Genomic DNA, 26,124 nt, shown 5'->3' with positions numbered 1-26,124 from the left:
TTCCTCGTCTCTGCAGACTGCCACTGCCTACGGGGGCGGTTGTCTCGGTCGCTCTCACCCCACCCAACGGATCCTAAGGGGCGTGCATTCCCGAGACCGCCGCGCGGCCTCGTGGCCGGGCGTGGAGAGAGGTCAGGAGCGGGGGTACGTCCTGCTGAGGAGGAGGTCGGCGGCCGGGCTTCCGCTCTCCGTGGGCCGCTGGGCGCAGGAGGCGTCGAGCACGTAGGCCTGGACCCGTGTGCTGTCCGCCGGATCCGTCAGGACGAGCAGGTAGGCGGGCGTGCCCCTGTACTCGCCCCGCTCGTAGCCGAGTACACCGTCGCTGCGGCCGGTTCCCGCCAGGACACAGGCGGGGACGGCGGTGTCCCTGCTGCGCTGGGGCGTGTCGCCGCCGGACGCGGCGGACAGGGATTCGGGTCCGACCCCCTGGGGGGTCTTGGGTGCGCGGTTCCCGGCGAGCAGGGTGTGGACGCGGTCCTCGACGGGCGCGCCGGAGAAGGGACTGGCTGCTTCGCTCGCGAGTGCGTCGGCCTTCTGGGCGCCGGTGCTTTGATCACCGGCGGTCAGGTTGCCCGCCTGGCTGAGGTACAGGCTCGTTCCGAGGACCACGGCTCCGAAGGCGGCGCCGATCGTGGAGAGCAGCGCGATCCGGCGTCGGCGGGGCTTTCCAGGGCGACCGGGCCCGGTGCCGGCCCGGGGACGTCCGGCGGGGCGGTCCGTGACCGGGGAGGGTGGTGCGGGAGGAGTGGTCTCGGCCGAGGAGCGCGATGTTTCACGTGAAACAGGGGTGTCGTGTTCCGGGGAGGTGGCGTTGAGGAGGGCCTCGGCGGCCAGGGCGGCGTCGATCCGTCCGGCGATCTCGGCGGGCATGCGGGGCGGCCCCGGCAGGGTGCCGAGCAGGCCCCGGATCTCCTCCAGGGAGGACCGTACGTCGGCGCAGAGGGGGCAGCCGTCCACATGCCGCCGCACGGCCGCCGAACGGGTCGGCGAGAGCAGCCCCTCGGTCAGGTCGGAGATCTCCGAGACGTCCGGGTGCTGTGTGGTGTCGGCCCTGTCGGCCGTGGAAGTCACGTGCGCCCACCTCCGCCCTTCACAGCAGCTGGATCTGTCGGTCCGGTGTCCGTCGGCCCCGGCACCGGTGGGACGGATGTCCCCGGCGTCCGGTTCCTTCCCCCTTCGGTGGCCTCGTTACCCACGGTGTCGGCGCGCAGATGAGTGACCATCGGAAGGAGGCGGGCCCGTCCGCGGGCGCAGCGGCTCTTCACGGTCCCGGTGGGGACGCCGAGGATACGGGCCGCCTCGGCGACGGGGTATCCCTGCATGTCGACCAGGACGAGGGCGGCCCGTTGGTCCGGAGGGAGCGTGGCGAGCGCGGCCAGCAGCTCCCGGTGGAGGTCCTGGCGCTCGGCCGGGGCCTCGGCGGACTCGTGGGGTTCGAGGAGCTGTTCGAACCGGTCGGTGTCGTCGACGGACGAAGTCTTGCGAGAGGCGGCCTTGCGGGCACGGTCGAGACAGGCGTTCACCGTGATGCGGTGGAGCCAGGTCGTGACGGCGGACTGGCCACGGAAGGTGTGGGCGGCCCGGAAGGCGGAGATCAGGGCGTCCTGGACGGCATCGGCGGCCTCCTCGCGGTCCCCCAGGGTGCGCAGCGCCACTGCCCACAGCCGATCGCGGTGGCGCCGCACGAGCTCACCGAAGGCGTCGGGATCTCCGGCGACATGACGCGCCAGGAGTTCCTGGTCGTCCACGGCGTCTATCGGACGGTCCAACGGTGAGCCCCCTCCCCTGTGGTCGTCAGCTCATGACCTTGACTTCGGTCAGCTGGCCGCGGAACTCGCCGTCGGTGAGGGGCAGCTGCGTCAGCCAGACCAGAACGTAGCGGGTCGTGACCGGCTTGATGAGCTTCAGCTTCATGTCGCTGTCCGTTTTGGACGCCTGGGTGGTGAATCCTTCTGCCGTGGACGGTGCGGAGGAGGCATCGGCGGGCGCCGTGCGGATCTCCACCGAGGTGCGCCCGACGAACGACAGGTCGACCGAGCCGACCTTCTGGGCCGAGCCCAGGTCCAGGACGATCCCGACGCCGCTCTTCAGATTGCCGAAGTTCGCGGTGGTGTAGTTCTTGGTGTGCCAGAAGGTGCTCGGATCACCGTCGAAGGCACTGGCCACGGACTCCGGGTACTCCGAGCCGTTGCCCCCGGGGGGCGGGTCGAAGTCCTGGGCCGACGAAATGGCGATCGGCTTCGACGGCGCGGGCTTGTCGTCGGCCGACGGGTGCACTATCGGCGTCTCGTCCTTGGACTCCGGCGCGAGCAGCCGGTCCGCGATCTGCCAGCTGCCGAGGCCGAGCGCGGCGATCAGCAGCGCCGAGACGGCCCACTTCAGCGCCCTGCCCGTACGGCTCTCCAGCGGGGCCGGCGGGACGACGACCGGCTGGGTGGCCTGGGGGCGCGGCTGGGGGCGTCCGTAGGTGCCCTGCTGGTACGTCGTGTGCTGGTACTCGGGCGGGGCGGTGAACTCCGGCTCCGGCGGCTTGACGCGCGGCATCGCCGCGACGGCCCTGGCCAGCTCGTCCGGGGTGGTGCAGGGCGGCTCCTGACGCGAGGCGGTGGCCCCGTCGTTCGCCAGGGCGCGCATGGCGATCTCCGCGAGACCGCGGTGGACGCCCGCGCGCACCTGGTCGGGCGGGAGCAGCCCGACGTCCTTGGGGAGGCCGGAGAGGCCGTGGGCGTCGTTCTCGTACGGCCAGCGCTGGGTGAGCGCGGCGTACAGCAGGGCACCGATGGCCTCGGTGTCCGTGCGCTGCGGACGTTCGGCGGTGATGCCGCGCAGGGCCGCGTTCACGGCCAGGCCGCGGATCCGGTACTGGCCGGTGGAGCTGCGCAGCACGGCGCTCGGCGTGAGCCGGAGGTGGGCGAGGCCCTCGCGGTGGGCGGCGGCCATGGCCTGGGAGACCTGGCTGACGAGCTGGTACGCGTCGTGGGGCTCCAGGGGGCCGGCCGCGAGCAGCGCGGTCAGCTCGGTGGAGTCGGGAAGCCACTCGTGCACGACGTACACGAGGTCGTTCTCCTCGACGGCGTCGAGGACCTGGACGAACCGGGGGTCGCCGAGGAGGGCCGAGGAGCGGGCCGCGGCCAGGACCGAGCGGGCCCTGGGGTGGTCGGCCGGCAGCAGGTGGACCCCGACCGCGCGGCGCAGCTTCTCGTCGACGGCGCGCCAGCTGCTGAACCCGTCCAGACGGGTGACGCACTCCTCCAGCCGGTAGCGTCTGGCGAGCTTGTGGCCGCTGTGCAACTCGGGTGCCGTGATGGGGGGCTGTTCGCCGCTCTGTCGTTCGACCGCCTTGCTCTCCGTGGCCTCGGCGGTCTTCTCCGCCGTCTTCTGGTCTTCCGCCACCCCGTCGGTCGCGGCCGTGTCCGCCTTGGCGGTCAGCGGGTCGTCACCGCTGTTGTCGGCCACGTCGACGGCAGCCGTGCTACGTTCCGCCACCGTCGTTCCTGCCTCCCCATCCGTTGCGCCACATCCAACAGCCAAGCCAATTGTGCCCACAGTCGGACGCTATGCACGACACGCGGTTCCCGTCGATGGTTGTGCGGGGCCGGTGGTTCAGCGTCCCAGACGTCCGCGGACCATGCCGATCAGGCTGTTGAGCTCCGCGATCCGCATGCGCTTCGCCGCGACGAAGAAGACGCCGAGGAGCACCGCGCCGCCGATCACGAGGGCGGCGAGCGAGCCCAGGGCGCCCTCGCCGAGCAGCTTCAGCAGACCGAAACCGACGGCGCCGGCGACGATCGCGGCGGGCACGGAGGCCATGCAGAGCCGCGCGTAGGTCCGCATCACGTGGGTGCCGTCCAGGTCGCCGCCCAGGCGCTTGCTGAGCCGGCGCCAGGCGATGCCGACGCCGACGGCGTAGGCGAGCCCGTACGAGGCGGCCATGCCGACGACCGCCCACTGGGCGGGCAGGACGACGTAGCAGATCGCCGAGGCGGCCGCGTTGACGGCGGCGACGATCACCGTGTTGTAGAAGGGCGTCCGGGTGTCCTCGTAGGCGTAGAAGCCGCGGAGCACGACGTACTGGACGGAGTAGGGGATCAGGCCGAGGCCGAAGGCCATCAGGATGAAGCCCATGCCCTGGGCGGCCTCGATGCCGCTGGAGGCGTAGAGCAGGGTGCACATCGGGACGCCGAGCGCCAGGAAGGCGAAGGAGACCGGGACGATCGCGACGGCCGAGTTCCGCAGGCCCTGCGAGATGTCGTCCCGGACGGCGCCGGGGTCGTCGTCGTGGGCGGCGCGGGAGATCCGCGGCAGCAGCGCGGCCATGACGGAGACCGTGATGATGGCCTGCGGCATGCCCCAGATCAGCTGGGCGTTGGAGTAGGCGAGGAAGCCCGCACCGTTCTTCCCGGACTCCTCGCCGGCGGCGGTGGCGAGCTGGGTGACGACCAGGACGCCCGCCTGGTTGGCGAGGACGAAGAGGACGGTCCACTTGGCCAGCTTGACCGTCTTGCCGAGCCCGTGGCCCTTCCAGTCGAAGCGGGGGCGGAAACGGAAGCCCGTCTCGCGCAGGTACGGGATCATCGCCAGGGCCTGGACGACGAGGCCGAGCAGGGTGCCGACGCCGAGCAGGCGGATGCCCTCGTCCGGGATGGTCTGCACGCCCATGTGGGACTCGGCGGAGGTGCCGTAGACCCAGATGAACAGGCCGAAGGTGACGATCATGACGATGTTGTTGAGGACCGGCGTCCACATCATCGCGCCGAACTTGCCGCGGGCGTTGAGGATCTGCCCCATCACCACGTGCACGCCCATGAAGAAGATCGTGGGCAGGCAGTAGCGGGCGAAGGTCACGGCCACGCTGTTGGCCGCGGCGTCGTCGGCGATGGTGTTCGACATCAGCCGGATCAGCAGCGGCGCCGCGAAGACGGCCAGGGCCACGATGAGGCCGAGCGCCACCATGACCAGGGTGAGCAGACGGTTGGCGTAGGCCTCGCCGCCGTCCTCGTCGTTCTTCATCGAGCGGACGAGCTGGGGGACGAAGACCGAGTTGAGGCCACCGCCGACGGTGAGGATGTAGATCATCGTCGGCAGGGTGTAGGCGATGGTGAAGGTGTCGCCGAGCAGGGCCGCACCGAGCGCGCCGGTGATCACCAGGCTGCGGACGAAACCGGTCAGCCGGGAGACCAGGGTGCCGGCCGCCATCACCGCGCTCGACTTCAGCAGTCCGGAGGCACGGCCGGACTTCTTGGGGGCGGGCGCGGGCAGCGGGTCCGGCTCCGGGGCGGGCGTGGGCACCTGTCCCGATGCCTGCTGGTCCCGGTAGAGGTGTGCGAACGCGTCCGGCTCGGACTCCTCCTCACCGGCCCGGGTCACCAGGTCGTCGACCCCGGTGAACTGGACCGTGCGCGCGTCGTCGCCGTACGGCAGGTGGCGCGAGGGGCCGTCCGGCTCGGGCGCCGGGGTCTGCGCCCACACCCGGGGGTCGGGGGCGTGCTGCGGCGCGGCGGGCTGCTGGTAGAGCGCGTGCGGGTCCTGGTAGGTGCCGGGCGGGGGCGGCGGGTGCGCGGCGCGGTCGTAGAGCGCCTCGGTCACCGGGTCCTGCTCGGACATGTCCTGGGCCCGGTACGGGTCGTGGGCGTAGGCGTCCTGGACGTAGGGGTCCTGGGCGTACGGGTTCTGGGCGTAGGGGTCCTGTCCCTGGGGGGAGGACACCGGCGGGTGGCCGGCGCCGGGAGGCACCGCGGGCGTCCCACCGGACGGCGCCGGGCCGCCCGGGCCCTGGCCGCGGTCACCGTCGTACGGCGCGTTCATGGTTACCCCACCTCATCGTCCCCGGCCGACCGGCCACGACATCGCTCAACGGTCCACTTTCTCACCCGTGCCCGACGGGTCGCCGCTTTCGGGTCCGGTGTCCGGTGTCGGGTCACTCGGCTGCACGGGTTCGTCCCCGGGGGACTCCTCGTCGCCGGACCCGTCCCGGCCGGGCTCCGAAGCGGTGTCGTCCCCGGTGGTCGCGGCGTCCTCGGCCGCCTCGGCCTCGGCGTTCCGGGCGGCCACCCGCTTGCGCTGGCTGTACATGCGCACACCGGCGAGAACGAGGAGGAGGACACCGCCGGCGATCACGAGCATCACCGTGGGAGTGATCTCGGAGACCTTCACGGTGAAGTCCATCGGCTGCCCGTACGGCGTGCCGTCCTCGGTGTAGAGCTGGGCCGTCATCGTCACCTGGCCGTTGACGTTCGCCGAGGCGGGGAACTTCACCGACTGGCTGTGTCCGCCGCCGACCTTCACCGGGAGCTCGGCGTACCTGTCGCCGTCCACCTCCAGCCGGTTCTTGTTGGCGGAGGTGAGGCGCAGCACCAGGTTGCCCACGCCCTGGAGCAGCTTGTTCTGGACGGTCACGGGGATCGTCGCGCTGCGGCCGGAGAGCGTGAGGTCCGACTTGTCGACGAGCTGGACGCCCTCGGTGAGGGTCTGCAGGTAGTCCAGGACGTTGTTCCGGTAGATCGCGGCCGCCCGGGCCTCACCGCGCCAGGAGGTCGACATCTCGCGGTTGATCGCGTTGCCGAACGGCGTCACGACGCGTTCCGGCTGGGTCAGGACGACCTTGAAGTCGTTCAGCTCGTCCCGGGTGGTCTTCATGTCCCGGAAGGCCTGGACCGGAAGCTCACGGTCGCGCAGCGCCTTCGGGTAGCGGGAGCCGCTCGGCACCGTGGTGGAGGCGTCCGGGTCGGGCTTGGCCGCGGCCGCCGCGAGGAGGTCGGTCGGCTGGGACCAGCGCCGGCCGGAGAGTCCCTCCAGAGCGGCCGCCATGGCCTGCGCCTGGGCGGCGGTCGGCGTCCGCTGCGGGGCGACCACGATGCTGCGCTGGTCCTCCGGCTGCTCCAGGGTGATCGCCAGGGACTGGGCGAGGAACTCCTGGACCGCGAGCGTGGAGCTCTCCGCGCGGACCATGTCCCCCTCGAAGGCGGTGGACAGGAGCGCGTCGCTCACCACGGCCGTGGTGCTGCCGTTGCCGAGGGGGCGGGCGGCCGTGGCCGTGTAGGGGAGGTCGTCGCGGACGCTGTCGCTCCGGGCGATCACCTTGTCGGCGCCGGCCGAGGTCGCGACCGCCGTGATGGAGGGGTCCACGGCTCCGTCGGCGGGCCAGGCGAAGTCGGTGGACGCCGGCACGTGGAGGACGGTCTCGACCGTCATGCCCGCCAGGGCGGTCGCCGACTGGAGGTGGCCGAGGGAGCCGGGGACGTCCTTGCCCCGGTGGGCCAGCGAGGCCAGGTCGGGGTCCGCGAAGGGCAGGGCGACGACCTTGTGCCCCTGGACCGCCTTCTCCAGCGCGTCCAGCCACCGCTCGGCGACGGCCTGGTACTTGCCGGGGACGTCCAGGTCGCCCTCCTTGACGCGGTAGCCGTTCGCCATGGCGTCGACGGAGGCCAGCAGGTCCGGGTCGACCACCCAGGTGACCGGCAGGGTCTTGCCCAGCGAGACCAGCTGGTCCAGGCGCCCGCCCGGACTCAGCTCGGCCGCCAGGGTGTCGTCCTCGAAGACCGGGGTCTGCTGGTCGTCCGTGGCCGTCTGCGCCGAGACGTGCGCCGAGGCGATCAGCGGCCAGAGGTAGGCGACCTGGGTCTTCTTCTCGGTGGCCTCCGGCTGGTACGGCAGGAAGGTCCGCTCGATGCCGAGCACCCGGTCGTACCGCCGGTCCGTGGTCTGCCCGGTGAGGGAGACGCCCAGCTGGTAGACGCCCTCCTCGTCGAGCCCGAGCTCGGAGACGGGGACGGACAGCGAGAAGTCGGTGCTGAGGCCGGCCCCCAGCTCGGGAATCTTGACGGCGGGGGCGTCCTCGAGGGGAGCGGGGTCGCTGTCGCTCCGGAAACCGGTGCGCCCCGTGACCTGCTCGATCTCGCTGCGGCTCGTCATCCTCGGGCCGACGCGCAGGTTCACGGTCGCGTCGGTGACGGCCTTCTTGCCCCGGTTGGTCACCGTGCCGGTGACGGTGACGGTGTCGCCCGCGACGGGGGCGCTCGGGGCCAGCGTGTCGAGCGACACATCGACGGTCCTGGATCCGGTGCCGTCCTCGGCTCCGGCCGCCGGGGCGGCGACGACCGGGGCCTGGAGCAGGCCCGCGAGGAGCGGCGCCCCGAAGGCGACGGTGATCGTGCGCCGCAGCCATCGGCGGGCAGGTGAGGGACCGGTTCCCTGGATGTCTGCCGCCTCGGCCACGCGTTCGCCCGTCCTCGTCGTTGTCTGTGGTGCCAGCGCTGTCGGTGGTTCCCGGTCGCTGTGTCCAGGCATGGTAACGAGGCACGCCGGGGGCAAGTGCCGGGGAGTGCTCCAGGCGATCTTCGACCGGTCGCCGCCGACACCGCCGGGCGCCCCCGCCCGGCGGAGGGCCGGCCCCGGGCGCCCCCGCCCGGCGGAAAAACGGGGACATCGCGGTGAGCCGGGGCACGTACCCTTTTCTGTTGTGCCGAACGCCAACGAAGACACCCCGACTGCACTGAGCCAGGTGCAACGCCGCGCGGTCAGTGAACTGCTGCGTGTGTCCCCTGTCGCCGACGACCTCGCCCGCCGTTTCCAGGAGGCCGGGTTCAGCCTCGCGCTGGTCGGCGGCTCGGTGCGGGACGCCCTGCTCGGCCGGCTCGGCAACGACCTGGACTTCACCACCGACGCCCGCCCCGAGGACGTACTGAAGATCGTCCGCCCGTGGGCCGATGCGGTGTGGGAGGTCGGCATCGCCTTCGGGACCGTCGGCTGCCAGAAGGACGCGCGCGTCGGAGACGCCGTCCAGCGCTTCCAGGTCGAGGTCACCACGTACCGCTCGGAGGCGTACGACCGGACCTCCCGGAAGCCCGAGGTCTCCTACGGCGACTCCATCGACGAGGACCTCGTCCGGCGTGACTTCACCGTCAACGCCATGGCCGTGGCCCTCCCCGAGAAGGAGTTCATCGACCCGTACGGCGGTCTCGAGGACCTGTCCGGCCGGGTCCTGCGCACGCCGGGTACGCCGGAGGAGTCCTTCTCCGACGACCCCCTGCGCATGATGCGGGCCGCCCGGTTCGCCGCGCAGCTGGACTTCGAGGTCGCCCCCGAGGTCGTGGCGGCCATGAAGGAGATGTCGGGCCGGATCGAGATCGTCTCCGCCGAGCGCGTCCGTGAGGAACTCAACAAGCTGCTGCTCTCGGCACACCCCCGGAAGGGCCTCGGGCTCCTCGTGGACACGGGCCTCGCCGAGCACGTGCTGCCCGAGCTGCCGTCGCTGCGTCTGGAGAGCGATGAGCACCACCGGCACAAGGACGTCTACGAACACTCCCTGACCGTGCTCGACCAGGCGATCGACCTGGAGGAGGACGGTCCCGACCTGGTGCTGCGCCTCGCCGCCCTGCTCCATGACATCGGCAAGCCGCGCACGCGCCGCTTTGAGAAGGACGGCCGGGTCTCCTTCCACCACCACGAGGTGGTCGGCGCGAAGATGACCAAGAAGCGCATGACCGCGCTCAAGTACTCCAACGAGATGATCAAGGACGTCTCTCGTCTCGTGGAGCTGCACCTCCGCTTCCACGGCTACGGCACCGGCGAGTGGACCGACTCGGCCGTGCGGCGCTACGTCCGTGACGCAGGGCCGCTGCTCTCGCGGCTGCACAAGCTGACCCGCTCGGACTGCACCACGCGGAACAAGCGCAAGGCGAGCGCGCTCTCCCGTGCCTACGACGGCCTTGAGGAGCGCATCGCCCAACTCCAGGAGCAGGAGGAGCTGGACGCGATCCGGCCCGACCTCGACGGCAACCAGATCCAGGAGATCCTGGGCATCGGACCGGGGCCGGCCATCGGCCAGGCGTACAAGTTCCTTCTGGAACTCCGGCTCGAGAACGGGCCGATGGAGCACGACCAGGCCGTCTACGCGCTCAAGGAATGGTGGGCGGCGCGGGACTGAGCAGGGCCCGCTGCCGGGCGGGTCCGTGTTTCACGTGAAACACGGACCCGCCCGACGCTCCGGAGGGGTGGTGTTTCACGTGAAACACCACCCCTTCCGGCTTTCCCGGCGCAAGGCCACGGCGATCGCGGCGTAGATCACGGCCACCAGCACGACCAGCAGGGGCGACCGGCCGTCGGGCGGCAGCATCAACGCCGCGACCCCCGCCGCGCCCACGAAGGCGACGTTGAACAGCACGTCGTAGAGGGCGAAGACCCGGCCTCGATAGGGGTCGTCCACGGCCGTCTGGACCACCGTGTCCGTCGCGATCTTGCCCCCCTGGGTGATGAGTCCGAGGGCGAAGGCGGCGACGAGGAAGGGAGCCGGGGTGAAGGACAGCCCGAGCGCCGGCACGAGGACGGCGGCCGTAGCCGTGCACACGGTCATCCAGCCGAAGGGCCCGAAGCGCCCGACCGCCCAGGGCGAGAGGACGGCGGCCGCGAAGAAGCCGGCGCCGGAAGCGGCGACGGCGAGCCCGAGGAGGGCGAGGCCGTCGGAGTTCGTGGAGCCCCAGGCGTAGCGGCAGAGCATGAGGACGGTGACGAGCAGGGCGCCGTAACAGAAGCGCATGAGGGCCACCGCGATGAGCGCCCGGGCGGCGGGGCGCCGTTCGGCGAGGTGCCGCAGCCCGGCGACCAGGCCATGGGCCGTCGACCTCAGGGCCGAGGTGAGGGACTGCGGGCTGAGGTCGGCATCCGGGCCGAGGAGTTCCCGGGACATCCGCAGGGAGGCGAGGGCGGAACAGAGATAGAGGACGGCGCCGAAGGCCACGACGACCGCGTCGGAGCCGTCGGCGAGGAGCCGGACACCGAACGCGAGGCCGCCGCCGACGGTCGCGGCGAGGGTGCCCGCGGTGGGCGAGAGCGAGTTCGCCATCACGAGCCGCTCTTCGTCGACGACACGGGGGAGGGAGGCCGAAAGCCCTGCCAGGACGAACCGGTTGACGGCGGTGACGGCCAGGGCGGAGGCGTAGAAGAGCCAGTCCGGCACGGAGGCGAGGACGAGCAGGGCGGTCCCGGAGGCCAGCAGGGCGCGCAGGAGGTTGCCGTACAGGAAGACCTGGCGGCGCTGCCAGCGGTCGAGGAGCACTCCGGCGAAGGGCCCGACGAGCGAGTACGGGAGCAGGAGCACCGCCATGGCGGAGGCGATCGCGCCGGGCGAGGTCTGTTTCTCGGGGGAGAAGACGACGTACGTGGCCAGGGCCACCTGGTAGGTGCCGTCGGCGCACTGGGAGAGCAGCCGGACGGCGAGCAGGCGGCGGAAGTCCCGCAGGCGCAGGAGTACGCGCAGATCACGTACGACGGACATGGCAGCAAGACTCACATACGACGAGGGCCCCCGGGCAGTGCCTCGGGGACCCTCGATCGACAAGAATGCGGCGCTTTAGCGCTCGACCTCACCCTTGATGAACTTCTCGACGTTGGCCAGGGCCTCGTCGTCGAAGTACTGGACCGGCGGGGACTTCATGAAGTACGAGGAGGCGGAGAGGATCGGGCCGCCGATGCCGCGGTCCTTGGCGATCTTCGCGGCGCGGAGGGCGTCGATGATGACACCCGCCGAGTTCGGGGAGTCCCACACCTCGAGCTTGTACTCCAGGTTCAGCGGGACGTCGCCGAACGCGCGGCCCTCGAGGCGGACGTACGCCCACTTGCGGTCGTCCAGCCAGGCCACGTAGTCCGAGGGGCCGATGTGGACGTTCTTCTCGCCCAGCTCGCGGTCCGGGATCTGCGAGGTGACGGCCTGCGTCTTCGAGATCTTCTTGGACTCGAGGCGCTCGCGCTCGAGCATGTTCTTGAAGTCCATGTTGCCGCCGACGTTGAGCTGCATGGTGCGCTCGAGACGGACACCGCGGTCCTCGAACAGCTTCGCCATCACGCGGTGCGTGATGGTCGCGCCGACCTGCGACTTGATGTCGTCGCCGACGATCGGGACGCCCGCCTCGGTGAACTTGTCGGCCCACTCCTTGGTGCCGGCGATGAAGACCGGGAGGGCGTTGACGAAGGCGACCTTGGCGTCGATGGCGCACTGGGCGTAGAACTTCGCCGCGTCCTCGGAACCGACGGGCAGGTAGCAGACGAGGACGTCGACCTGGCGGTCCTTGAGGATCTGGACGATGTCGACCGGCTCCTCGGCGGACTCCTCGATGGTCTGGCGGTAGTACTTGCCGAGACCGTCGAGCGTGTGACCGCGCTGGACCGTGACGCCCTTGTTCGGGACGTCGCAGATCTTGATGGTGTTGTTCTCGCTGGCGCCGATGGCGTCGGAGAGGTCGAGGCCGACCTTCTTCGCGTCGACGTCGAAGGCGGCGACGAACTCGACGTCACCGACGTGGTAGTCGCCGAACTGGACGTGCATCAGGCCGGGCACCTTGGCCGCCGGGTCGGCGTCCTTGTAGTACTCGACGCCCTGAACCAGCGAGGCGGCGCAGTTGCCCACGCCGACGATGGCTACGCGAACCGAACCCATTCCGGTTGCTCCCTGTGTGATCGTGGAAGCCCTGCTGTGCGCAGGGTTTCACTTGGCGGTGTCGTCGGACGGATCCGGCCGGGTACTGCCCCCGTGCCGGGGCAGGCCGCCCGTCTCTCCAGAATCGTTGTCGTGCCGAGAGGGGGCGTCGGGGCCGGATCGCTGATCCCGCCCCGCCCGCTCGCTCTCGATGAGCTCGTTCAGCCAGCGCACTTCGCGCTCCACGGACTCCATGCCGTGGCGCTGCAGCTCAAGCGTGTAGTCGTCCAGACGCTCGCGGGTCCGGGCCAGGGAGGCGCGCATCTTCTCCAGGCGCTCTTCCAGCCGGCTGCGGCGGCCCTCGAGCACGCGCATCCGCACCTCGCGCTCGGTCTGTCCGAAGAAGGCGAAGCGCGCCGCGAAGTGCTCGTCCTCCCAGGCGTCGGGGCCGGTGTGGGAGAGGAGCTCCTCGAAGTGCTCCTTACCTGCCGGGGTCAACCGGTAGACGATCTTGGCCCGGCGTCCCGCCAGCGACGCGGCGAGGGCCTCCTCGGGGGCGCTGCCCGGTTCCTCGATCAACCAGCCGTTGGCGACCAGCGTCTTGAGGCAGGGGTACAGCGTCCCGTAGCTGAAGGCCCGGAAGACGCCCAGCGAGGTGTTGAGGCGCTTCCGCAGCTCGTACCCGTGCATGGGGGCCTCGCGCAGGAGGCCGAGAACGGCGAACTCGAGGATGCCGGAGCGCCTGCTCATCCGTCGCCTCCTCCTCCGCCTTCGAGACCCTTATGCCGTGCTGATGTATCGACTCGATACATCAGCACGATAGAACGGCCTCCCTGTCTCGACAAGCGGGACCGCCGTGACCGGCGTCACATCGTCAATTCATGGCAATCGCCTTGCCCGATTTGGGGTGAACTCCGGCTCTAGGAGGGTTTTGGCCGTGCGTAGTCTGTGCGGCATGCAGATCACCGGGAACCGAGCGATGCCGTGGGGCGTCAGTGCTGCGGGTGACCGGCTGCGGTACGGGGGGACCTCCGATGGGGTTCCCGCGTGCGCATTTCGGGGGGACCGGAACTCAACTGCCGCTTCCAGGCGTACGCGCCTGCCCGAGGAGTAGTCGTTCGATGAGCGAGCATCGTCGCAAAATGCCGCCGCAGCAGCCGCCGACGGGCGGTCGCGCGGCGGCACGGCGCGCTGCCCAGCAGCCGGTGGGCCGCAGGTCGGCCCCGGCCCATGACGTCGGTACGGGGGCCCCTTCGGCCTCGTACGGACCTCCCTCCTCCTACGGAGAGGAGCAGCGTCCCTACGGCGGGCGCGCGGAGGCCCGCCGGGCCGCCCAGCGCGGCAGCCGTCGCAGGGGCGCCGATTCCGGTCCCGGTGGTCCCGGTGGGGGACGGCGCGGTGGCGGCGGTGGCGGTCGCGGCGGCGGTCCGGGGCGCGGCGGCGCCGGTGGCGGTCGCCCGCCGGGCAAGAAGCGGATCATCGACTACCCTCGCCACGACAAGTACGGCTGGCGTCGCTGGATGCCGTCGTGGAAGCTCGTGACGGGCACGTTCCTGTTCTTCGTGGCGAGCCTGATGGGCGCCGCGACGATCGCGTACTCGCAGGTGGAGATCCCCAACGAGGCCGACACCGCGACCTCGCAGAACAACATCTACTACTGGGCCGACAAGACCCGCATGGTCGCGACGGGCAGTGGCACCAACCGCCAGATCGTCCAGTTCGCGGACATCCCGAAGTCCATGCAGAACGCGGTGATCTCGGCGGAGAACAAGACCTTCTGGGACGACTCCGGTGTCGACCCCATGGGCATCGCCCGCGCCGTGTGGAACATGGCCAAGGGCGGTGAGACCCAGGGCGGCTCGACCATCACCCAGCAGTACGTGAAGAACAACCGTCTGGACGACCAGTCGCAGACCCTCACGAGGAAGGTGAAGGAACTCTTCATCTCCATGAAGGTCGGCAACGAGGTCGACAAGGACGTCGTCATGGCCGGCTACCTGAACACCTCGTACTACGGGCGTGGCGCGTACGGCATCCAGGCCGCGTCCCGCGCCTACTTCAACAAGGACGTCGGGAAGCTCAACGCCAGCGAGTCGGCGCTGCTCGCCGCGGTGCTGAAGGGCGCGACGTACTACGACCCCGCCGGTTACCCCGAGATCGATCCCCAGGCCACGCGCGAGGCGAACACCGCGCGAGCCACCAAGCGGTGGAAGTGGATCCTCGACGAGATGGAGAAGGACGGGCACATCTCGGCCGCGGAGCGGGCGAAGTACACCACCTTCCCCAAGGTCCAGCCGCCCCGGAAGAGCGCCAATCTGGGCGGCCAGATCGGCTACCTGGTCTCCACCGCCGACCAGAACATGAAGAACCAGTTCGGGATCACCGAGGAGCAGTTGCAGCGCGGCGGCTACGAGATCTACACCACCTTCGAGAAGGAGAAGGTGGACAAGATGGAAGCCACGATCAAGAACGTCATCAAGGAGAACATCGACCCGAAGAAGCGCCCGAAGACGGACACGCACGTCCAGTTCGGCGGTGCTTCGGTCGACACGGCGACCGGGAAGATCGTCGCCCTCTACGGAGGCGTCGACGCCACCAAGCACTTCCGGAGCAACGCCGACGCCACCGGTGCGCAGGTCGGGTCGACGTTCAAGCCCTTCGTGCTCGCCGCAGCGATGAAGGACGGCGTCCGGGACAAGGACGGCGGGCCGGACCAGGACGCCTCCGAGCGCACCATCGTCGATCCGGACAAGAGCCTCTACAACGGCAAGGACGACCTGACGATCCGCAAGTACAACGGCGAGATCTGGCGGGACGACAACGGGGACGAGTGGAAGCAGAGCAACGACGAGGACGCCAGCTACGGCCCCATCTCGCTGCGCTACGCCATGATCAAGTCCGCCAACTCGCCGTACGTGCAGCTCGGCATGGACGTGGGCATCGACAAGGTCCGTGACGCGGCCATGAGGGCCGGCCTCCGCGAGGAATCCCTCGTCAAGGGCGAGTTCCCCTCCTTCTCCCTCGGTGTCTCCAGCCCGAGCGCCATCCGCATGGCCGGCGCGTACGCCACCTTCGCCAACGAGGGTGAGCAGAACGACCCGTACTCCGTCGAGATGGTCAAGCGGAGCGGCGTCGTCATCAACAAGCACGAGGCCAAGTCCAAGACGGCCTTCAGCCCGGCCATCGCCAACAACGTCACCGACGTGCTGCGGTCCGTCGTGGACGACGACCGGGGCACCGGCCGCAAGGCCCGGATCCCGGGCCGCGCGGTGGCCGGCAAGACCGGTACGACCGACGACAACATGTCGGCCTGGTTCGTGGGCTACACGAAGCAGCTGGCGACCGCGATCGACATGTACCGCTTCGACGACGACGAGACGAAGCAGGGTCGCAAGTTCGAGAAGATGTACGGCACGGGTGACCAGCCGACGATCCACGGTTCGTCGTTCCCCTCGCGCATCTGGCGGGAGTACATGACGGACGCCGTGAAGGACATGCCCGTCGAGGACTTCCCGAAGCCGGAGAAGCTGGAAGGCGCCAAGCCCGTCTTCGGCGGCGGTGCCGCGAGCCCGACGCCGTCCCCGACGGCCACCCCGACGCCCACCGAGACGGCCACTCCGACGACGACTCCCCCGGCCACTCCGACGACGACCGCCCCGACGAAGCCGACCAAGACGCCGAAGCCGGGCAAGACGACCTGTGACGTCTTCGACTGGAACTGCAACGACCCGGGAGGCACGGGCGGCAACACCGGCGAGCCCACCACGGCGCCACCCACCACCACGGCACCGACGCCGACCGACTCGCCGACGGACACCTCCGGCGGCGGCAACGGCAGACCCGGTGGGACCTGGGTCCCCTGATCCCTCCGCCTCGGCGAGGATCCGGGCACGTCCTGAGGGCCGCCGCGGCCGGTCCGTACTTTCCGTACGGACCGGCCGCGGCGGCCCTCGCCGTTTTCCCGGGGGCGTACGGCAGGATGTCCCCCATGCCGAGCCTCCAGAAGTCGAGTGCCCCGCGGGACCGCTCGCAGACGGTCGTCCCCACCCACCGGGACAAGGTGGCCGCAGCGGGCAGCGAACTGATCGGCGGCCCCTACGGGCGCCGGGCGGCGCCCGGCACCGGACAGCTGACGCCGGTGCGGGTCGTCGCGCTCGTGGCCCTCGGCATGTACGCCCTCGGCATGGTGCAGAAGCTGCCCTGCTACAACTGGGCCTGGTTCCGCGGAACGACCTCCCAGTACACCCACGCCTGCTACTCGGACATCCCGCACCTCTTCGTCGGCCGGGGCTTCGCGGAGGGCCTGATCCCGTACTTCGACCGGCTGGGCGGCGACATACCGTTCCTGGAGTATCCGGTCCTGACGGGTCTCTTCATGGAGGTCGCGGCCTGGCTGACGCCCGGCGGCGACACGAGCCAACAGGAGCGGTCGTACTGGCTGGTCAACGCCGGCATGCTGATGGTGTGCGCGGCCGTCCTGGCGGTCTGTGTGGCCCGGACGCACCGCCGGCGCCCCTGGGACGGCCTGCTGGTGGCCCTCGCGCCCTCGGTCGCGCTCACCGCCACGATCAACTGGGACATGCTGGCCGTCGCGCTGACCGCCGCCGCCGTCCTGATGTGGTCGCGGAGCCGGCCGCTGGCCTTCGGGATCCTGCTCGGCCTGGCCACCGCCGCCAAGTTCTACCCCATACTGCTCCTCTGCCCGCTGCTGCTGCTCTGCTGGCGGGCCGGGAGGTGGCGGGCGTACGGGGCCGCGGTGCTCGGCTTCCTGGGCTCCTGGCTGGTCGTGAACCTGCCCGTGATGCTGCTCGCGCCGGAGGGGTGGAAGCAGTTCTACCTCTTCAGCCGGGACCGGAACGTCGACTTCGGTTCGATCTGGCTGCTGGTCAGCCAGCGGACGGGCGACGTGATCACGCCGGGCCGGGCCAACCTGTACGCGCTGCTGCTGATGGCGGCGGCGGTGGCGGGCCTCGCGTTCCTGGTGTTCACGGCGCCCCGCAGGCCGCGCTTCGTCCAGCTGGCCTTCCTGGTCGTCGCCGCCTTCGTGCTGACGAACAAGGTCTACTCGCCGCAGTACGTCCTGTGGCTGGTCCCGCTGGCCGCGCTCGCCCGGCCCCGCTGGCGGGACTTCCTGGTCTGGCAGGCCTGCGAGGTCATGTACTTCGTCGGCATCTGGATGTACCTGGCGTTCACGGGCAGCGGCGAGAAGCAGGGCCTGCCGGTGGAGGGCTACCAGTTCGCGATCGTCCTGCACCTGCTCGGCACGCTGTACCTGTGCGCGATGGTCGTACGGGACATCCTGGCGCCCGAGAAGGACCCGGTCCGGCAGGACGGCGCGGACGACCCCTCGGGGGGCGTCCTGGACGGTGCCGAGGACGTCGCCGTGACGGGCAGGGCGGCCCACCCGGCCCGGCACGCGGCCCCGGCCGTGGAGGAGGGGCAGCGGGTGCGCTGGGGCACCACCGACGACCCCTGGGGCGCCCCCGAATAGAACCCTGGGGCCCCCGAACGGAACACCGCGACGAGAACGAGGCGATCACCCCCCGGAAGCAGGGTTCCGGGGGGTGATTCGTCTCGGCGGCCCGGCCGGGCCCAGCAGGCTCGGCCGGGCGGTGCCTCCGGCCGGCTCAGCGCTCGACGAGACGGTCGAACTGTGTCGTGGTGTGGCGCAGATGCGCCACCAGCTCGTCGCCCACCCGGGGCTCCTGGGCGTCGGCCGGCACGAACAGGATCGACACCTGCATGTGCGGCGGCTCGGCGAACCAGCGCTGCTTCCCCGCCCAGACGAAAGGCGAGAGGTTCCGGTTGACCGTGGCGAGGCCCGCCCGGGCGACGCCCTTGGCGCGCGGCATGACGCCGTGCATGGCCTTCGGGGCCTCCAGACCCACTCCGTGGGAGGTGCCGCCGGCGACGACGACCAGCCAGCCGTCGGACGCGGCCTTCTGCTGGCGGTAGCCGAACCGGTCGCCCTTGGCGACCCGGGTCACGTCGAGGACGGCGCCCCGGTACTCCGTGGCCTCGTGGTCGCCCAGCCACAGCCGGGTGCCGATCCGGGCGCGGAACCGGGTCTGCGGGAACTGCTGCTGGAGCCGTGCCTGCTCCTCGGCCCGCAGGTGGCTCACGAACATGGTGTGCAGCGGCAGCCTGGCGGACCGCAGCCGGTCCATCCAGGCGATGACCTCCTCGACGGCGTCCGTGCCGTCCGGACGGTCCAGGGGCAGGTGGAGGGCGAAGCCCTCCAGACGGACGTCCTCGATGGCGGCGTGGAGCTGCGGGAGCTCCTCCTCGCGCACGCCGTGCCGCTTCATCGAGCTCATGCACTCGATCACGACCCGGGCGCCCACCAGGGCGTGGACGCCGTCCACGGACGACACGGAACGGACCACCCGGTCGGGCAGCGGAACCGGTTCCTCGCCCCGGCGGAAGGGGGTGAGGACCAGCAGGTCGCCACCGAACCAGTCCTTGATCTTCGCGGCTTCGTAGGTGGTGCCCACGGCGAGCATGTCGGCGCCGAACCGGGCCGCCTCGTCCGCGAGGCGCTCGTGCCCGAAGCCGTACCCGTTGCCCTTGCACACCGGAATGAGGCCCGGGAACTGGTCGATGACGGTCTTCTGGTGCGCCCGCCAGCGAGCGGTGTCGACGTAGAGGGAGAGCGCCATGGCCGGCCCGGAACCTTTCTGATGGCAGCGGTGGGTCAGAGGTGTGTACGAGACTACGAAGCCTACGGAACGGTCAGCGGCGCGACATGTAGATGTCGAGCGCCTTGTGCAGCAGCTTGTTCAGCGGGAAGTCCCACTCGCCGACGTACTCGACGGCCTCGCCGCCCGTGCCCACCTTGAACTGGATGAGTCCGAAGAGGTGGTCGGTCTCGTCGAGCGAGTCCGAGATGCCCCGCAGGTCGTAGACGGTCGCGCCCATGGCGTACGCGTCGCGCAGCATCCGCCACTGCATCGCGTTCGAGGGCCGGACCTCACGGCCGATGTTGTCGGAGGCGCCGTAGGAGTACCAGACGTGCCCGCCGACGACGAGCATGGTCGCGGCGGAGAGGTTCACGCCGTTGTGGCGGGCGAAGTAGAGCCGCATGCGGTTGGGGTCCTCGTTGTTGAGGACGGTCCACATGCGCTGGAAGTACGAGAGCGGGCGCGGCCGGAAGTGGTCGCGGACGGCCGTGATCTCGTACAGCCGCTGCCACTCGTCCAGGTCCTCGTAGCCGCCCTGGACGACCTCGACACCGGCCTTCTCGGCCTTCTTGATGTTGCGGCGCCACAGCTGGTTGAAGCCCTTGAGGACGTCGTCGAGCGAGCGGTTCGCGAGCGGGACCTGGAAGACGTAGCGGGGCTGCACGTCGCCGAAGCCGGCGCCGCCGTCCTCGCTCTGCTGCCAGCCCATCTTCCGCAGCCGGTCCGCGACCTCGAAGGCGCGCGGCTCGATGTGGGTGGCCTCGACGTCCTTCAGGCGCTTGACGTCCGGGTCCTGGATGCCGGCCTTGATGGCGGCCGAGTCCCAGCGGCGGATGACCACCGGCGGGCCCATCTTCACCGAGAAGGCGCCCTGCTGCTTGAGGTGCGCCAGCATCGGCTGCAGCCAGTCGTCGAGGTTGGGCGCGTACCAGTTGATGACCGGCCCCTCGGGCAGGTAGGCGAGGTAGCGCTTGATCTTCGGCAGCTGGCGGTAGAGCACCAGGCCGACGCCGACGAGCTCGCCGGACTTGTCGAACCAGCCGAGGTTCTCCGAGCGCCACTCGGTCTTCACATCAGCCCACGCCGGGACCTGGCAGTGACTCGCGGCGGGCTGGCTCTGGATGAATGCCAGATGCTGCTCACGGCTGATGGTCCTCAGGGTCAGGCTCATGCGGGGCGCTCCTCGGCAGGTGTGTCCCCATCGGTCAGGGGCTCCGGCTCTCGCGCCGAAGCCTACTGTGACCGAGGAGTGCCCCGAATTGGTGTGTGTGCGCCGACGCGCGGTCGGGTTCAGCCGAAGAGGCCGCCGTGCGCCATTCCGAGGTAGAAACCGACCGCCGAGGCGCCGAGCCCGATGATCATCAGGAAGCGCTCGCGCGTCGTCACGGAGATGAACTGTCCGTACGCGCCGGTCAGGATGCCGATCAGACCCGACCAGGAGCTCAACAGGTGCAGGTTGTGGAACTGCGCCGTGACGAAGGCGAGGATCCCCAGGACCAGTGTCACGCCCATCAGGGCGTCCTGGAGGGGGTGGGGTTTGCCGTCGGTCGCGAAGAGGGAGTGGCCGGGGTCGGGTCGCATTGCCTGTGCCATAGGGCACCTCCTGGCGTGGCTACCGGAAGGCGGCGCATCGTAGCGCCGCCCATGTCCGTCGTGTACAGATTGCGTCCCCTCCCCGGGGAATTTCAACCGGAAGCCGATGTGCGGGTACTCTGTACAGCTGCGCCGGTGTCTGCCCAGGTCCCTCCGGGATCCCCGACGGCGCTCCTCGCTCGCCGAGGGGACTGTCAGTGGTGGCGGATACCGTTGCTTACGCATCACGACCCTCCTGCCACGGAACGACCGTGGCCGCTGAGTCCAAAGGAGGTGGGTTCCACATGCGTCACTACGAGGTGATGGTCATCCTCGACCCCGATCTCGAGGAGCGCGCTGTCTCCCCGCTGATCGAGAACTTCCTCTCCGTCGTCCGTGAGGGCAACGGAAAGGTCGAGAAGGTCGACACCTGGGGCCGTCGTCGTCTCGCCTACGAGATCAAGAAGAAGCCCGAGGGCATCTACTCGGTCATCGACCTGCAGGCCGAGCCTGCGGTCGTCAAGGAGCTCGACCGCCAGCTCAACCTGAACGAGTCGGTCCTCCGGACCAAGGTCCTCCGTCCCGAGACCCACTGAGCTTCTAGCTCAGAGGTCATCGGGTTCGAGTAGCAACGAAGCAGCCAGAAGCAAACCCGCCGAGAGGTTCCCCATGGCAGGCGAGACCGTCATCACGGTCGTCGGCAATCTTGTCGACGACCCCGAGCTGCGCTTCACCCCGTCCGGTGCGGCGGTCGCGAAGTTCCGTATCGCGTCCACCCCCCGCACCTTCGACCGCCAGACCAACGAGTGGAAGGACGGCGAGAGCCTCTTCCTGACCTGCTCGGTCTGGCGTCAGGCGGCGGAGAACGTCGCCGAATCGCTCCAGCGAGGCATGCGCGTCGTCGTGCAGGGCCGGCTGAAGCAGCGGTCCTACGAGGACCGTGAGGGCGTCAAGCGCACGGTCTACGAGCTGGACGTCGAGGAAGTCGGCCCCAGCCTCAAGAACGCCACGGCCAAGGTCACCAAGACCACCGGTCGCGGTGGCCAGGGCGGATACGGCGGCGGCCAGCAGGCCGGCGGCGGCGGTGGCAGCTGGGGCGGAAGCTCCGGTGGTCCCCAGCAGGGTGGCGGCGGTGCTCCCGCCGACGACCCGTGGGCGACCGGCAGCCCCTCCTCCGGCGGCGGCCAGCAGGGCGGCGGAGGCGGCTGGGGTGGAAACTCCGGCGGCGGCTACTCGGACGAGCCCCCCTTCTAGGGCACGCCCTCGAAGCAGCTCGTACCCCCACTTCTTGATCACACAGGAGAAACACCATGGCGAAGCCGCCTGTGCGCAAGCCTAAGAAGAAGGTCTGCGCGTTCTGCAAGGACAAGACCGCGTACGTGGACTACAAGGACACGAACATGCTGCGGAAGTTCATTTCCGACCGCGGCAAGATCCGTGCCCGCCGCGTGACCGGCAACTGCACGCAGCACCAGCGTGACGTCGCCACGGCCGTCAAGAACAGCCGTGAGATGGCGCTGCTGCCCTACACGTCCACCGCGCGATAAGGGAAGGGTGACCGAAAAATGAAGATCATCCTCACCCACGAGGTTTCCGGCCTCGGTGCCGCTGGCGACGTCGTCGACGTCAAGGACGGCTACGCTCGCAACTACCTGGTCCCGCGCGGTTTCGCGATCCGCTGGACCAAGGGCGGCGAGAAGGACGTGGCGCAGATCCGCCGCGCCCGCAAGATCCACGAGATCGCGACCATCGAGCAGGCCAACGAGATCAAGGCCCAGCTCGAGGGCACGAAGGTGCGCCTGGCCGTTCGCTCCGGCGACGCCGGCCGTCTCTTCGGCTCCGTGACCCCGGCCGACATCGCCTCGGCGATCAAGACCGCGGGTGGCCCCGACGTCGACAAGCGTCGCGTCGAGCTCGGTTCGCCGATCAAGACCCTGGGCTCGCACCAGGTCTCCGTGCGTCTGCACCCCGAGGTCGCCGCGAAGCTCGGCATCGAGGTCGTCGCCGCGTAACGCTGCCCTCGGCAGTCTGCGCTCAGCAGCGAGGAAGGGCCGCACCCCCGGGGTGCGGCCCTTCCGCCGTTCCGCCTGTCGTTCCACGTGGAACGCGCGGCCCCTCAGCGGGTGGCGCCCGTGACGATCCAGTGGCCGGAGCGCATGCGGAACCAGAGGGTTCCCATCCGGACCGTCATCATCAGGGTCATCGCCCACCACAGCGCCGTCAGACCGCCGCCGAGCGTCGGGACCAGAAGGGCGAGCGGGGCGAAGACCACCAGCGTGAGCAGCATCGCCCGGGCCAGATAGGGGCCGTCTCCCGCCCCCATCAGGACGCCGTCGAGGACGAAGACGACCCCGGAGACCGGCTGGGAGAGCGCGACCACGAGCAGGGCCGGGAGCAGGGTGTCCCGCACGACGGTGTCACCGGTGAAGAGCGGGACGAACAGGGGCCGGGTGACGATGAGCAGCGCGCCGAGCACCACTCCCGAGGCCACGCCCCACTGGACCATGCGGTGGCAGACCCGGCGTGCCCCGTCGGCGTCGTCCGCACCGAGGTAGCGGCCGATGATGGCCTGGCCCGCGATGGCGATCGCGTCGAGCGCGAAGGCCATCAGGCTCCACAGGGACAGGATGATCTGATGGGCGGCGACCTCGGCGTCCCCGAGCCGGGCGGCGACGGCCGTGGCGATCATCAGGATCGCCCGCAGGGAGAGGGTGCGGACCAGGAGGGGGACGCCGGCCTGGGCGCAGGCGCGTATGCCGGCCGGATCGGGGCGGAGGGAGGCGCCGTGACGTCGGGCGCCCCGTACGACCACGACGAGGTAGGCGGCGGCCATGCCGTACTGGGCGATGACCGTGCCCCAGGCGGAGCCGGCGATGCCCAGGCCGGCGCCGTAGACCAGGCCCGCGTTGAGCGCCCCGTTGGCCGCGAAGCCGGCGATGGCCACGTAGAGCGGCGTACGGGTGTCCTGGAGGCCGCGCAGGACGCCGGTGGCGGCCAGGACCGCCAGCATGGCGGGGATTCCGAGGCTGGAGATCCTGAGGTAGGTGACGGCGTACGGAGCGGCGGTGTCCGAGGCGCCGAAGACGTCGATGAGCCACGGTGCCGTGGGCAGGGTCAGTGCCACGACGGCGGCGCCGAGCAGGAGCGCCAGCCAGATGCCGTCCATGCCCTGCCGGATGGCGGCCTGGAGGTCACCCGCGCCCACGCGCCGGGCGACGGCGGCCGTGGTGGCGTAGGCGAGGAAGACGAAGACGCTGACGGCGGTGGAGAGCAGTGCCGCGGCGATCGCGAGGCCCGCGAGCTGAGGCGTGCCGAGGTGCCCGACGATGGCGCTGTCGACCATGAGGAACAGCGGCTCGGCGACGAGGGCGCCGAAGGCCGGCAGGGCGAGGGAGACGATCTCGCGGTCGTGCTGTCGGCGGACGTCCCTGGAGGTCGCGGGGGCCTGAGTCATGGGCTCAATCTAATCTTCCACAGGTAAGAGATGCAATGCATCGTCGATCCTTACTTGCGGCGGGTGCGGGGCTTCGGGTGTGGGCCGTTTGTTCTGATCTTGATCCCGGTGGACAACTTTTTCTCCCCCACAGGCCGTGGATGGGAAAAGCGCAGGTCAGATGGGTGAGATCGAGGGTGCTATGAGTTTGTCCACATGGCTGTCCCCTGCTCCGTGCACAGGATCCGGGGAGTTCTCCACAGCATCTGGCCCGTAACCCACAGGGCCTGTGGATAACCAGATTGGCTGGGGCTCTCCACAGGCCTACCGTGGTCCGGCGCCCGACGCGTCAGAAGCGGTCGCGAAGCCACTCGTCGATCAAGGCGTGGCATAAGGAAGAGTGGCACGGCGAAGTCCGCGGAGCGGACGGGAGGAGGTGGCTTGGTGAGCGTTCCCGAGCCCATGGACGACCCCTGGGCCGACAGCGGACCGAGCGACCGGCTGCCCACCCGTACCCGTGGCGAGGGCCGCGGTCGTGGCCGCGGCCGCGACGACCAGCACGAGCGGGGCGGCGACGGTCCCTGGGACGGCGGGCTCTCCGCCTTCGAGCGCGTTCCCCCGCAGGACCTCGACGCCGAGCAGTCCGTCCTCGGCGGCATGCTGCTCTCCAAGGACGCCATCGCGGACGTCGTGGAGATCATCAAGGGCAACGACTTCTACAAGCCCGCCCACGAGACCGTCTACGCGGCGATCCTCGACCTCTACGCCAAGGGCGAGCCGGCCGACCCGATCACGGTCGGCGCCGAGCTCACCAAGCGCGGTGAGATCACCCGCGTCGGCGGCGCCTCCTACCTCCACACGCTGGTGCAGTCGGTCCCGACCGCGGCCAACGCCTCGTACTACGCGGAGATCGTCCACGAGCGCGCGGTCCTGCGCCGCCTCGTGGAGGCCGGCACCAAGATCACGCAGATGGGGTACGCGGCCGACGGAGACGTCGACGAGATCGTGAACTCGGCCCAGGCCGAGATCTACGCCGTCACCGAGCAGCGCACCACCGAGGACTACCTGCCGCTCGGCGACATCATGGAGGGGGCGCTCGACGAGATCGAGGCGATCGGCTCCCGCAGCGGCGAGATGACCGGTGTGCCCACCGGCTTCACGGACCTCGACTCGCTCACCAACGGACTGCACCCCGGCCAGATGATCATCATCGCGGCCCGTCCCGCCATGGGAAAGTCGACCCTCGCCCTGGACTTCGCCCGGGCGGCCTCCATCAAGCACAACCTGCCCAGCGTCATCTTCTCCCTCGAAATGGGCCGCAACGAGATCGCCATGCGTCTCCTCTCGGCCGAGGCGCGGGTCGCGCTCCACCACATGCGCTCCGGCACGATGACCGACGAGGACTGGACGCGACTCGCCCGCCGGATGCCGGACGTCTCCCAGGCCCCGCTGTACATCGACGACTCCCCGAACCTGTCGATGATGGAGATCCGCGCGAAGTGCCGCCGGCTCAAGCAGCGCAACGGTCTGAAGCTCGTCATCATCGACTATCTGCAGCTCATGCAGTCGGGCGGTTCCAAGCGGCAGGAGAGCCGTCAGCAAGAGGTCTCCGACATGTCGCGAAACCTGAAGCTCCTCGCCAAGGAGCTGGAACTGCCGGTGATCGCGCTCTCCCAGCTGAACCGTGGCCCCGAGCAGCGCACCGACAAGAAGCCGATGGTCTCCGACCTGCGTGAGTCCGGCTCGATCGAGCAGGACGCCGACATGGTCATCCTGCTGCACCGCGAGGACGCCTACGAGAAGGAGTCACCGCGCGCGGGCGAGGCGGACATCATCGTGGGCAAGCACCGTAACGGCCCGACGGCCACGATCACCGTGGCCTTCCAGGGCCACTACTCGCGTTTCGTGGACATGGCCCAGACCTGACCCGAGGGAATTGTAGGTTCTCAGATCTCGTGTCATTTTCTCAGTCGCGATGTCATGCAACTGGCCGAACTGACACGGGATTGAGAATCGCTGGCCACTGCCGT

20 protein-coding genes are annotated in these 26,124 nt (G+C 70.0%); 8 read left to right on the top strand and 12 right to left on the bottom strand.

The genetic code is table 11. The features are described from left to right. Positions 1–132 precede the first annotated feature (132 nt). From IE180_RS04440 to IE180_RS04420, 5 genes are all read right to left on the bottom strand, one after another. Positions 133–1,071 carry an RsmA family anti-sigma factor gene (locus IE180_RS04440; protein ID WP_190155420.1) on the bottom strand — a complete coding sequence of 313 codons (939 nt, stop codon included), beginning with the start codon at positions 1,069–1,071 and terminating at the stop codon, positions 133–135. Next, a complete protein-coding gene (sigM, locus tag IE180_RS04435; protein WP_190155419.1) occupies positions 1,068–1,769 on the bottom strand; it encodes an RNA polymerase sigma factor SigM in 702 nt (233 codons plus the stop codon). Before sigM ends, IE180_RS04440 begins: the two co-directional genes overlap by 4 nt. 25 nt (positions 1,770–1,794) lie before the next feature. Further along, entirely contained in the window at positions 1,795–3,486 is a 1,692-nt protein-coding gene (locus IE180_RS04430) for a protein kinase family protein (protein ID WP_190155418.1), read from the bottom strand. Positions 3,487–3,603: 117 nt separating this feature from the next. Then, positions 3,604–5,805 (bottom strand): murein biosynthesis integral membrane protein MurJ, encoded by a 2,202-nt coding sequence (murJ, locus tag IE180_RS04425; RefSeq protein ID WP_190155417.1) that lies wholly within the window; start codon positions 5,803–5,805, stop codon positions 3,604–3,606. 45 nt (positions 5,806–5,850) lie between these two features. Next, a complete protein-coding gene (locus tag IE180_RS04420; RefSeq protein WP_190155416.1) occupies positions 5,851–8,214 on the bottom strand; it encodes a DUF6049 family protein in 2,364 nt (787 codons plus the stop codon). A gap of 244 nt (positions 8,215–8,458) precedes the next feature. On the opposite strand from IE180_RS04420, the gene IE180_RS04415 reads away from it, so the two are divergent. Next, positions 8,459–9,925 (top strand): CCA tRNA nucleotidyltransferase, encoded by a 1,467-nt coding sequence (locus IE180_RS04415; protein ID WP_190155415.1) that lies wholly within the window; start codon positions 8,459–8,461, stop codon positions 9,923–9,925. Between the two features lie 75 nt (positions 9,926–10,000). Here the strand turns inward: IE180_RS04415 and IE180_RS04410 are convergent, their stop codons facing one another. The 3 genes from IE180_RS04410 to IE180_RS04400 form a co-directional block, all read right to left on the bottom strand. Continuing rightward, positions 10,001–11,272 carry an MFS transporter gene (locus IE180_RS04410; protein WP_190155414.1) on the bottom strand — a complete coding sequence of 424 codons (1,272 nt, stop codon included), beginning with the start codon at positions 11,270–11,272 and terminating at the stop codon, positions 10,001–10,003. Between the two features lie 75 nt (positions 11,273–11,347). Further along, on the bottom strand, positions 11,348–12,430 hold the full coding sequence (locus IE180_RS04405; protein ID WP_190155413.1) for an inositol-3-phosphate synthase: 1,083 nt from the start codon (positions 12,428–12,430) through the stop codon (positions 11,348–11,350). A gap of 48 nt (positions 12,431–12,478) precedes the next feature. Continuing rightward, positions 12,479–13,159, bottom strand: coding sequence for a PadR family transcriptional regulator (locus IE180_RS04400; RefSeq protein WP_190155412.1), 681 nt, complete (start codon positions 13,157–13,159; stop codon positions 12,479–12,481). A gap of 371 nt (positions 13,160–13,530) precedes the next feature. On the opposite strand from IE180_RS04400, the gene IE180_RS04395 reads away from it, so the two are divergent. Beyond that, positions 13,531–16,272, top strand: a complete 2,742-nt coding sequence (locus IE180_RS04395) for a transglycosylase domain-containing protein (protein WP_190155411.1) — start codon at positions 13,531–13,533, stop codon at positions 16,270–16,272. A gap of 125 nt (positions 16,273–16,397) precedes the next feature. Beyond that, the gene (locus IE180_RS04390) at positions 16,398–17,900 is read left to right on the top strand and encodes a glycosyltransferase family 87 protein (protein ID WP_190155410.1); all 1,503 of its coding nucleotides are present in this window, start codon (positions 16,398–16,400) and stop codon (positions 17,898–17,900) included. 136 nt (positions 17,901–18,036) lie between these two features. Here the strand turns inward: IE180_RS04390 and IE180_RS04385 are convergent, their stop codons facing one another. From IE180_RS04385 to IE180_RS04375, 3 genes are all read right to left on the bottom strand, one after another. Beyond that, a complete protein-coding gene (locus IE180_RS04385) occupies positions 18,037–19,068 on the bottom strand; it encodes an alanine racemase (protein ID WP_190155409.1) in 1,032 nt (343 codons plus the stop codon). Positions 19,069–19,141: 73 nt separating this feature from the next. Further along, complete coding sequence (locus tag IE180_RS04380; RefSeq protein WP_190155408.1) at positions 19,142–20,260, bottom strand: lipid II:glycine glycyltransferase FemX; 1,119 nt, start codon at positions 20,258–20,260, stop codon at positions 19,142–19,144. A gap of 119 nt (positions 20,261–20,379) precedes the next feature. Next, entirely contained in the window at positions 20,380–20,682 is a 303-nt protein-coding gene (locus IE180_RS04375) for a hypothetical protein (protein WP_123453608.1), read from the bottom strand. 284 nt (positions 20,683–20,966) lie between these two features. On the opposite strand from IE180_RS04375, the gene rpsF reads away from it, so the two are divergent. From rpsF to rplI, 4 genes are all read left to right on the top strand, one after another. Continuing rightward, on the top strand, positions 20,967–21,257 hold the full coding sequence (gene rpsF / locus IE180_RS04370; RefSeq protein WP_015034882.1) for a 30S ribosomal protein S6: 291 nt from the start codon (positions 20,967–20,969) through the stop codon (positions 21,255–21,257). Positions 21,258–21,330: 73 nt separating this feature from the next. After that, the gene (locus IE180_RS04365) at positions 21,331–21,915 is read left to right on the top strand and encodes a single-stranded DNA-binding protein (RefSeq protein WP_190155407.1); all 585 of its coding nucleotides are present in this window, start codon (positions 21,331–21,333) and stop codon (positions 21,913–21,915) included. 56 nt (positions 21,916–21,971) lie between these two features. Next, positions 21,972–22,208 carry a 30S ribosomal protein S18 gene (rpsR, locus tag IE180_RS04360; protein ID WP_005315025.1) on the top strand — a complete coding sequence of 79 codons (237 nt, stop codon included), beginning with the start codon at positions 21,972–21,974 and terminating at the stop codon, positions 22,206–22,208. Positions 22,209–22,226: 18 nt separating this feature from the next. After that, positions 22,227–22,673, top strand: a complete 447-nt coding sequence (gene rplI / locus IE180_RS04355; protein WP_030685731.1) for a 50S ribosomal protein L9 — start codon at positions 22,227–22,229, stop codon at positions 22,671–22,673. A gap of 104 nt (positions 22,674–22,777) precedes the next feature. On the opposite strand, the gene IE180_RS04350 is transcribed toward rplI, so the two are convergent. After that, on the bottom strand, positions 22,778–24,115 hold the full coding sequence (locus IE180_RS04350) for an MATE family efflux transporter (RefSeq protein WP_190155406.1): 1,338 nt from the start codon (positions 24,113–24,115) through the stop codon (positions 22,778–22,780). A 423-nt stretch (positions 24,116–24,538) separates the two neighbouring features. Between IE180_RS04350 and dnaB the strand changes: the two genes are divergently transcribed. Next, positions 24,539–26,020 (top strand): replicative DNA helicase, encoded by a 1,482-nt coding sequence (dnaB, locus tag IE180_RS04345; protein ID WP_190155405.1) that lies wholly within the window; start codon positions 24,539–24,541, stop codon positions 26,018–26,020. Positions 26,021–26,124: the final 104 nt, after the last annotated feature.

This window comes from Streptomyces litmocidini, from assembly GCF_014649755.1.
In the GTDB taxonomy this organism is placed as follows: Bacteria; Actinomycetota; Actinomycetes; order Streptomycetales; family Streptomycetaceae; genus Streptomyces; species Streptomyces litmocidini.
This window is presented reverse-complemented; position numbering and strand designations above follow the sequence as displayed.

Bases quoted from the DNA above. Each gene is read 5' to 3' on its own strand.
- IE180_RS04400 (WP_190155412.1), bottom strand. From the start codon at position 13,159: ATGAGCAGGCGCTCCGGCATCCTCGAGTTCGCCGTTCTCGGCCTCCTG.
- rpsR (WP_005315025.1), top strand. From the start codon at position 21,972: ATGGCGAAGCCGCCTGTGCGCAAGCCTAAGAAGAAGGTCTGCGCGTTC.
- IE180_RS04410 (WP_190155414.1), bottom strand. From the start codon at position 11,272: ATGTCCGTCGTACGTGATCTGCGCGTACTCCTGCGCCTGCGGGACTTC.
- IE180_RS04350 (WP_190155406.1), bottom strand. From the start codon at position 24,115: ATGACTCAGGCCCCCGCGACCTCCAGGGACGTCCGCCGACAGCACGAC.
- IE180_RS04405 (WP_190155413.1), bottom strand. From the start codon at position 12,430: ATGGGTTCGGTTCGCGTAGCCATCGTCGGCGTGGGCAACTGCGCCGCC.
- murJ (WP_190155417.1), bottom strand. From the start codon at position 5,805: ATGAACGCGCCGTACGACGGTGACCGCGGCCAGGGCCCGGGCGGCCCG.
- IE180_RS04380 (WP_190155408.1), bottom strand. From the start codon at position 20,260: ATGAGCCTGACCCTGAGGACCATCAGCCGTGAGCAGCATCTGGCATTC.
- IE180_RS04385 (WP_190155409.1), bottom strand. From the start codon at position 19,068: ATGGCGCTCTCCCTCTACGTCGACACCGCTCGCTGGCGGGCGCACCAG.
- IE180_RS04375 (WP_123453608.1), bottom strand. From the start codon at position 20,682: ATGGCACAGGCAATGCGACCCGACCCCGGCCACTCCCTCTTCGCGACC.
- IE180_RS04395 (WP_190155411.1), top strand. From the start codon at position 13,531: ATGAGCGAGCATCGTCGCAAAATGCCGCCGCAGCAGCCGCCGACGGGC.
- rpsF (WP_015034882.1), top strand. From the start codon at position 20,967: ATGCGTCACTACGAGGTGATGGTCATCCTCGACCCCGATCTCGAGGAG.
- rplI (WP_030685731.1), top strand. From the start codon at position 22,227: ATGAAGATCATCCTCACCCACGAGGTTTCCGGCCTCGGTGCCGCTGGC.
- IE180_RS04365 (WP_190155407.1), top strand. From the start codon at position 21,331: ATGGCAGGCGAGACCGTCATCACGGTCGTCGGCAATCTTGTCGACGAC.
- IE180_RS04390 (WP_190155410.1), top strand. From the start codon at position 16,398: ATGCCGAGCCTCCAGAAGTCGAGTGCCCCGCGGGACCGCTCGCAGACG.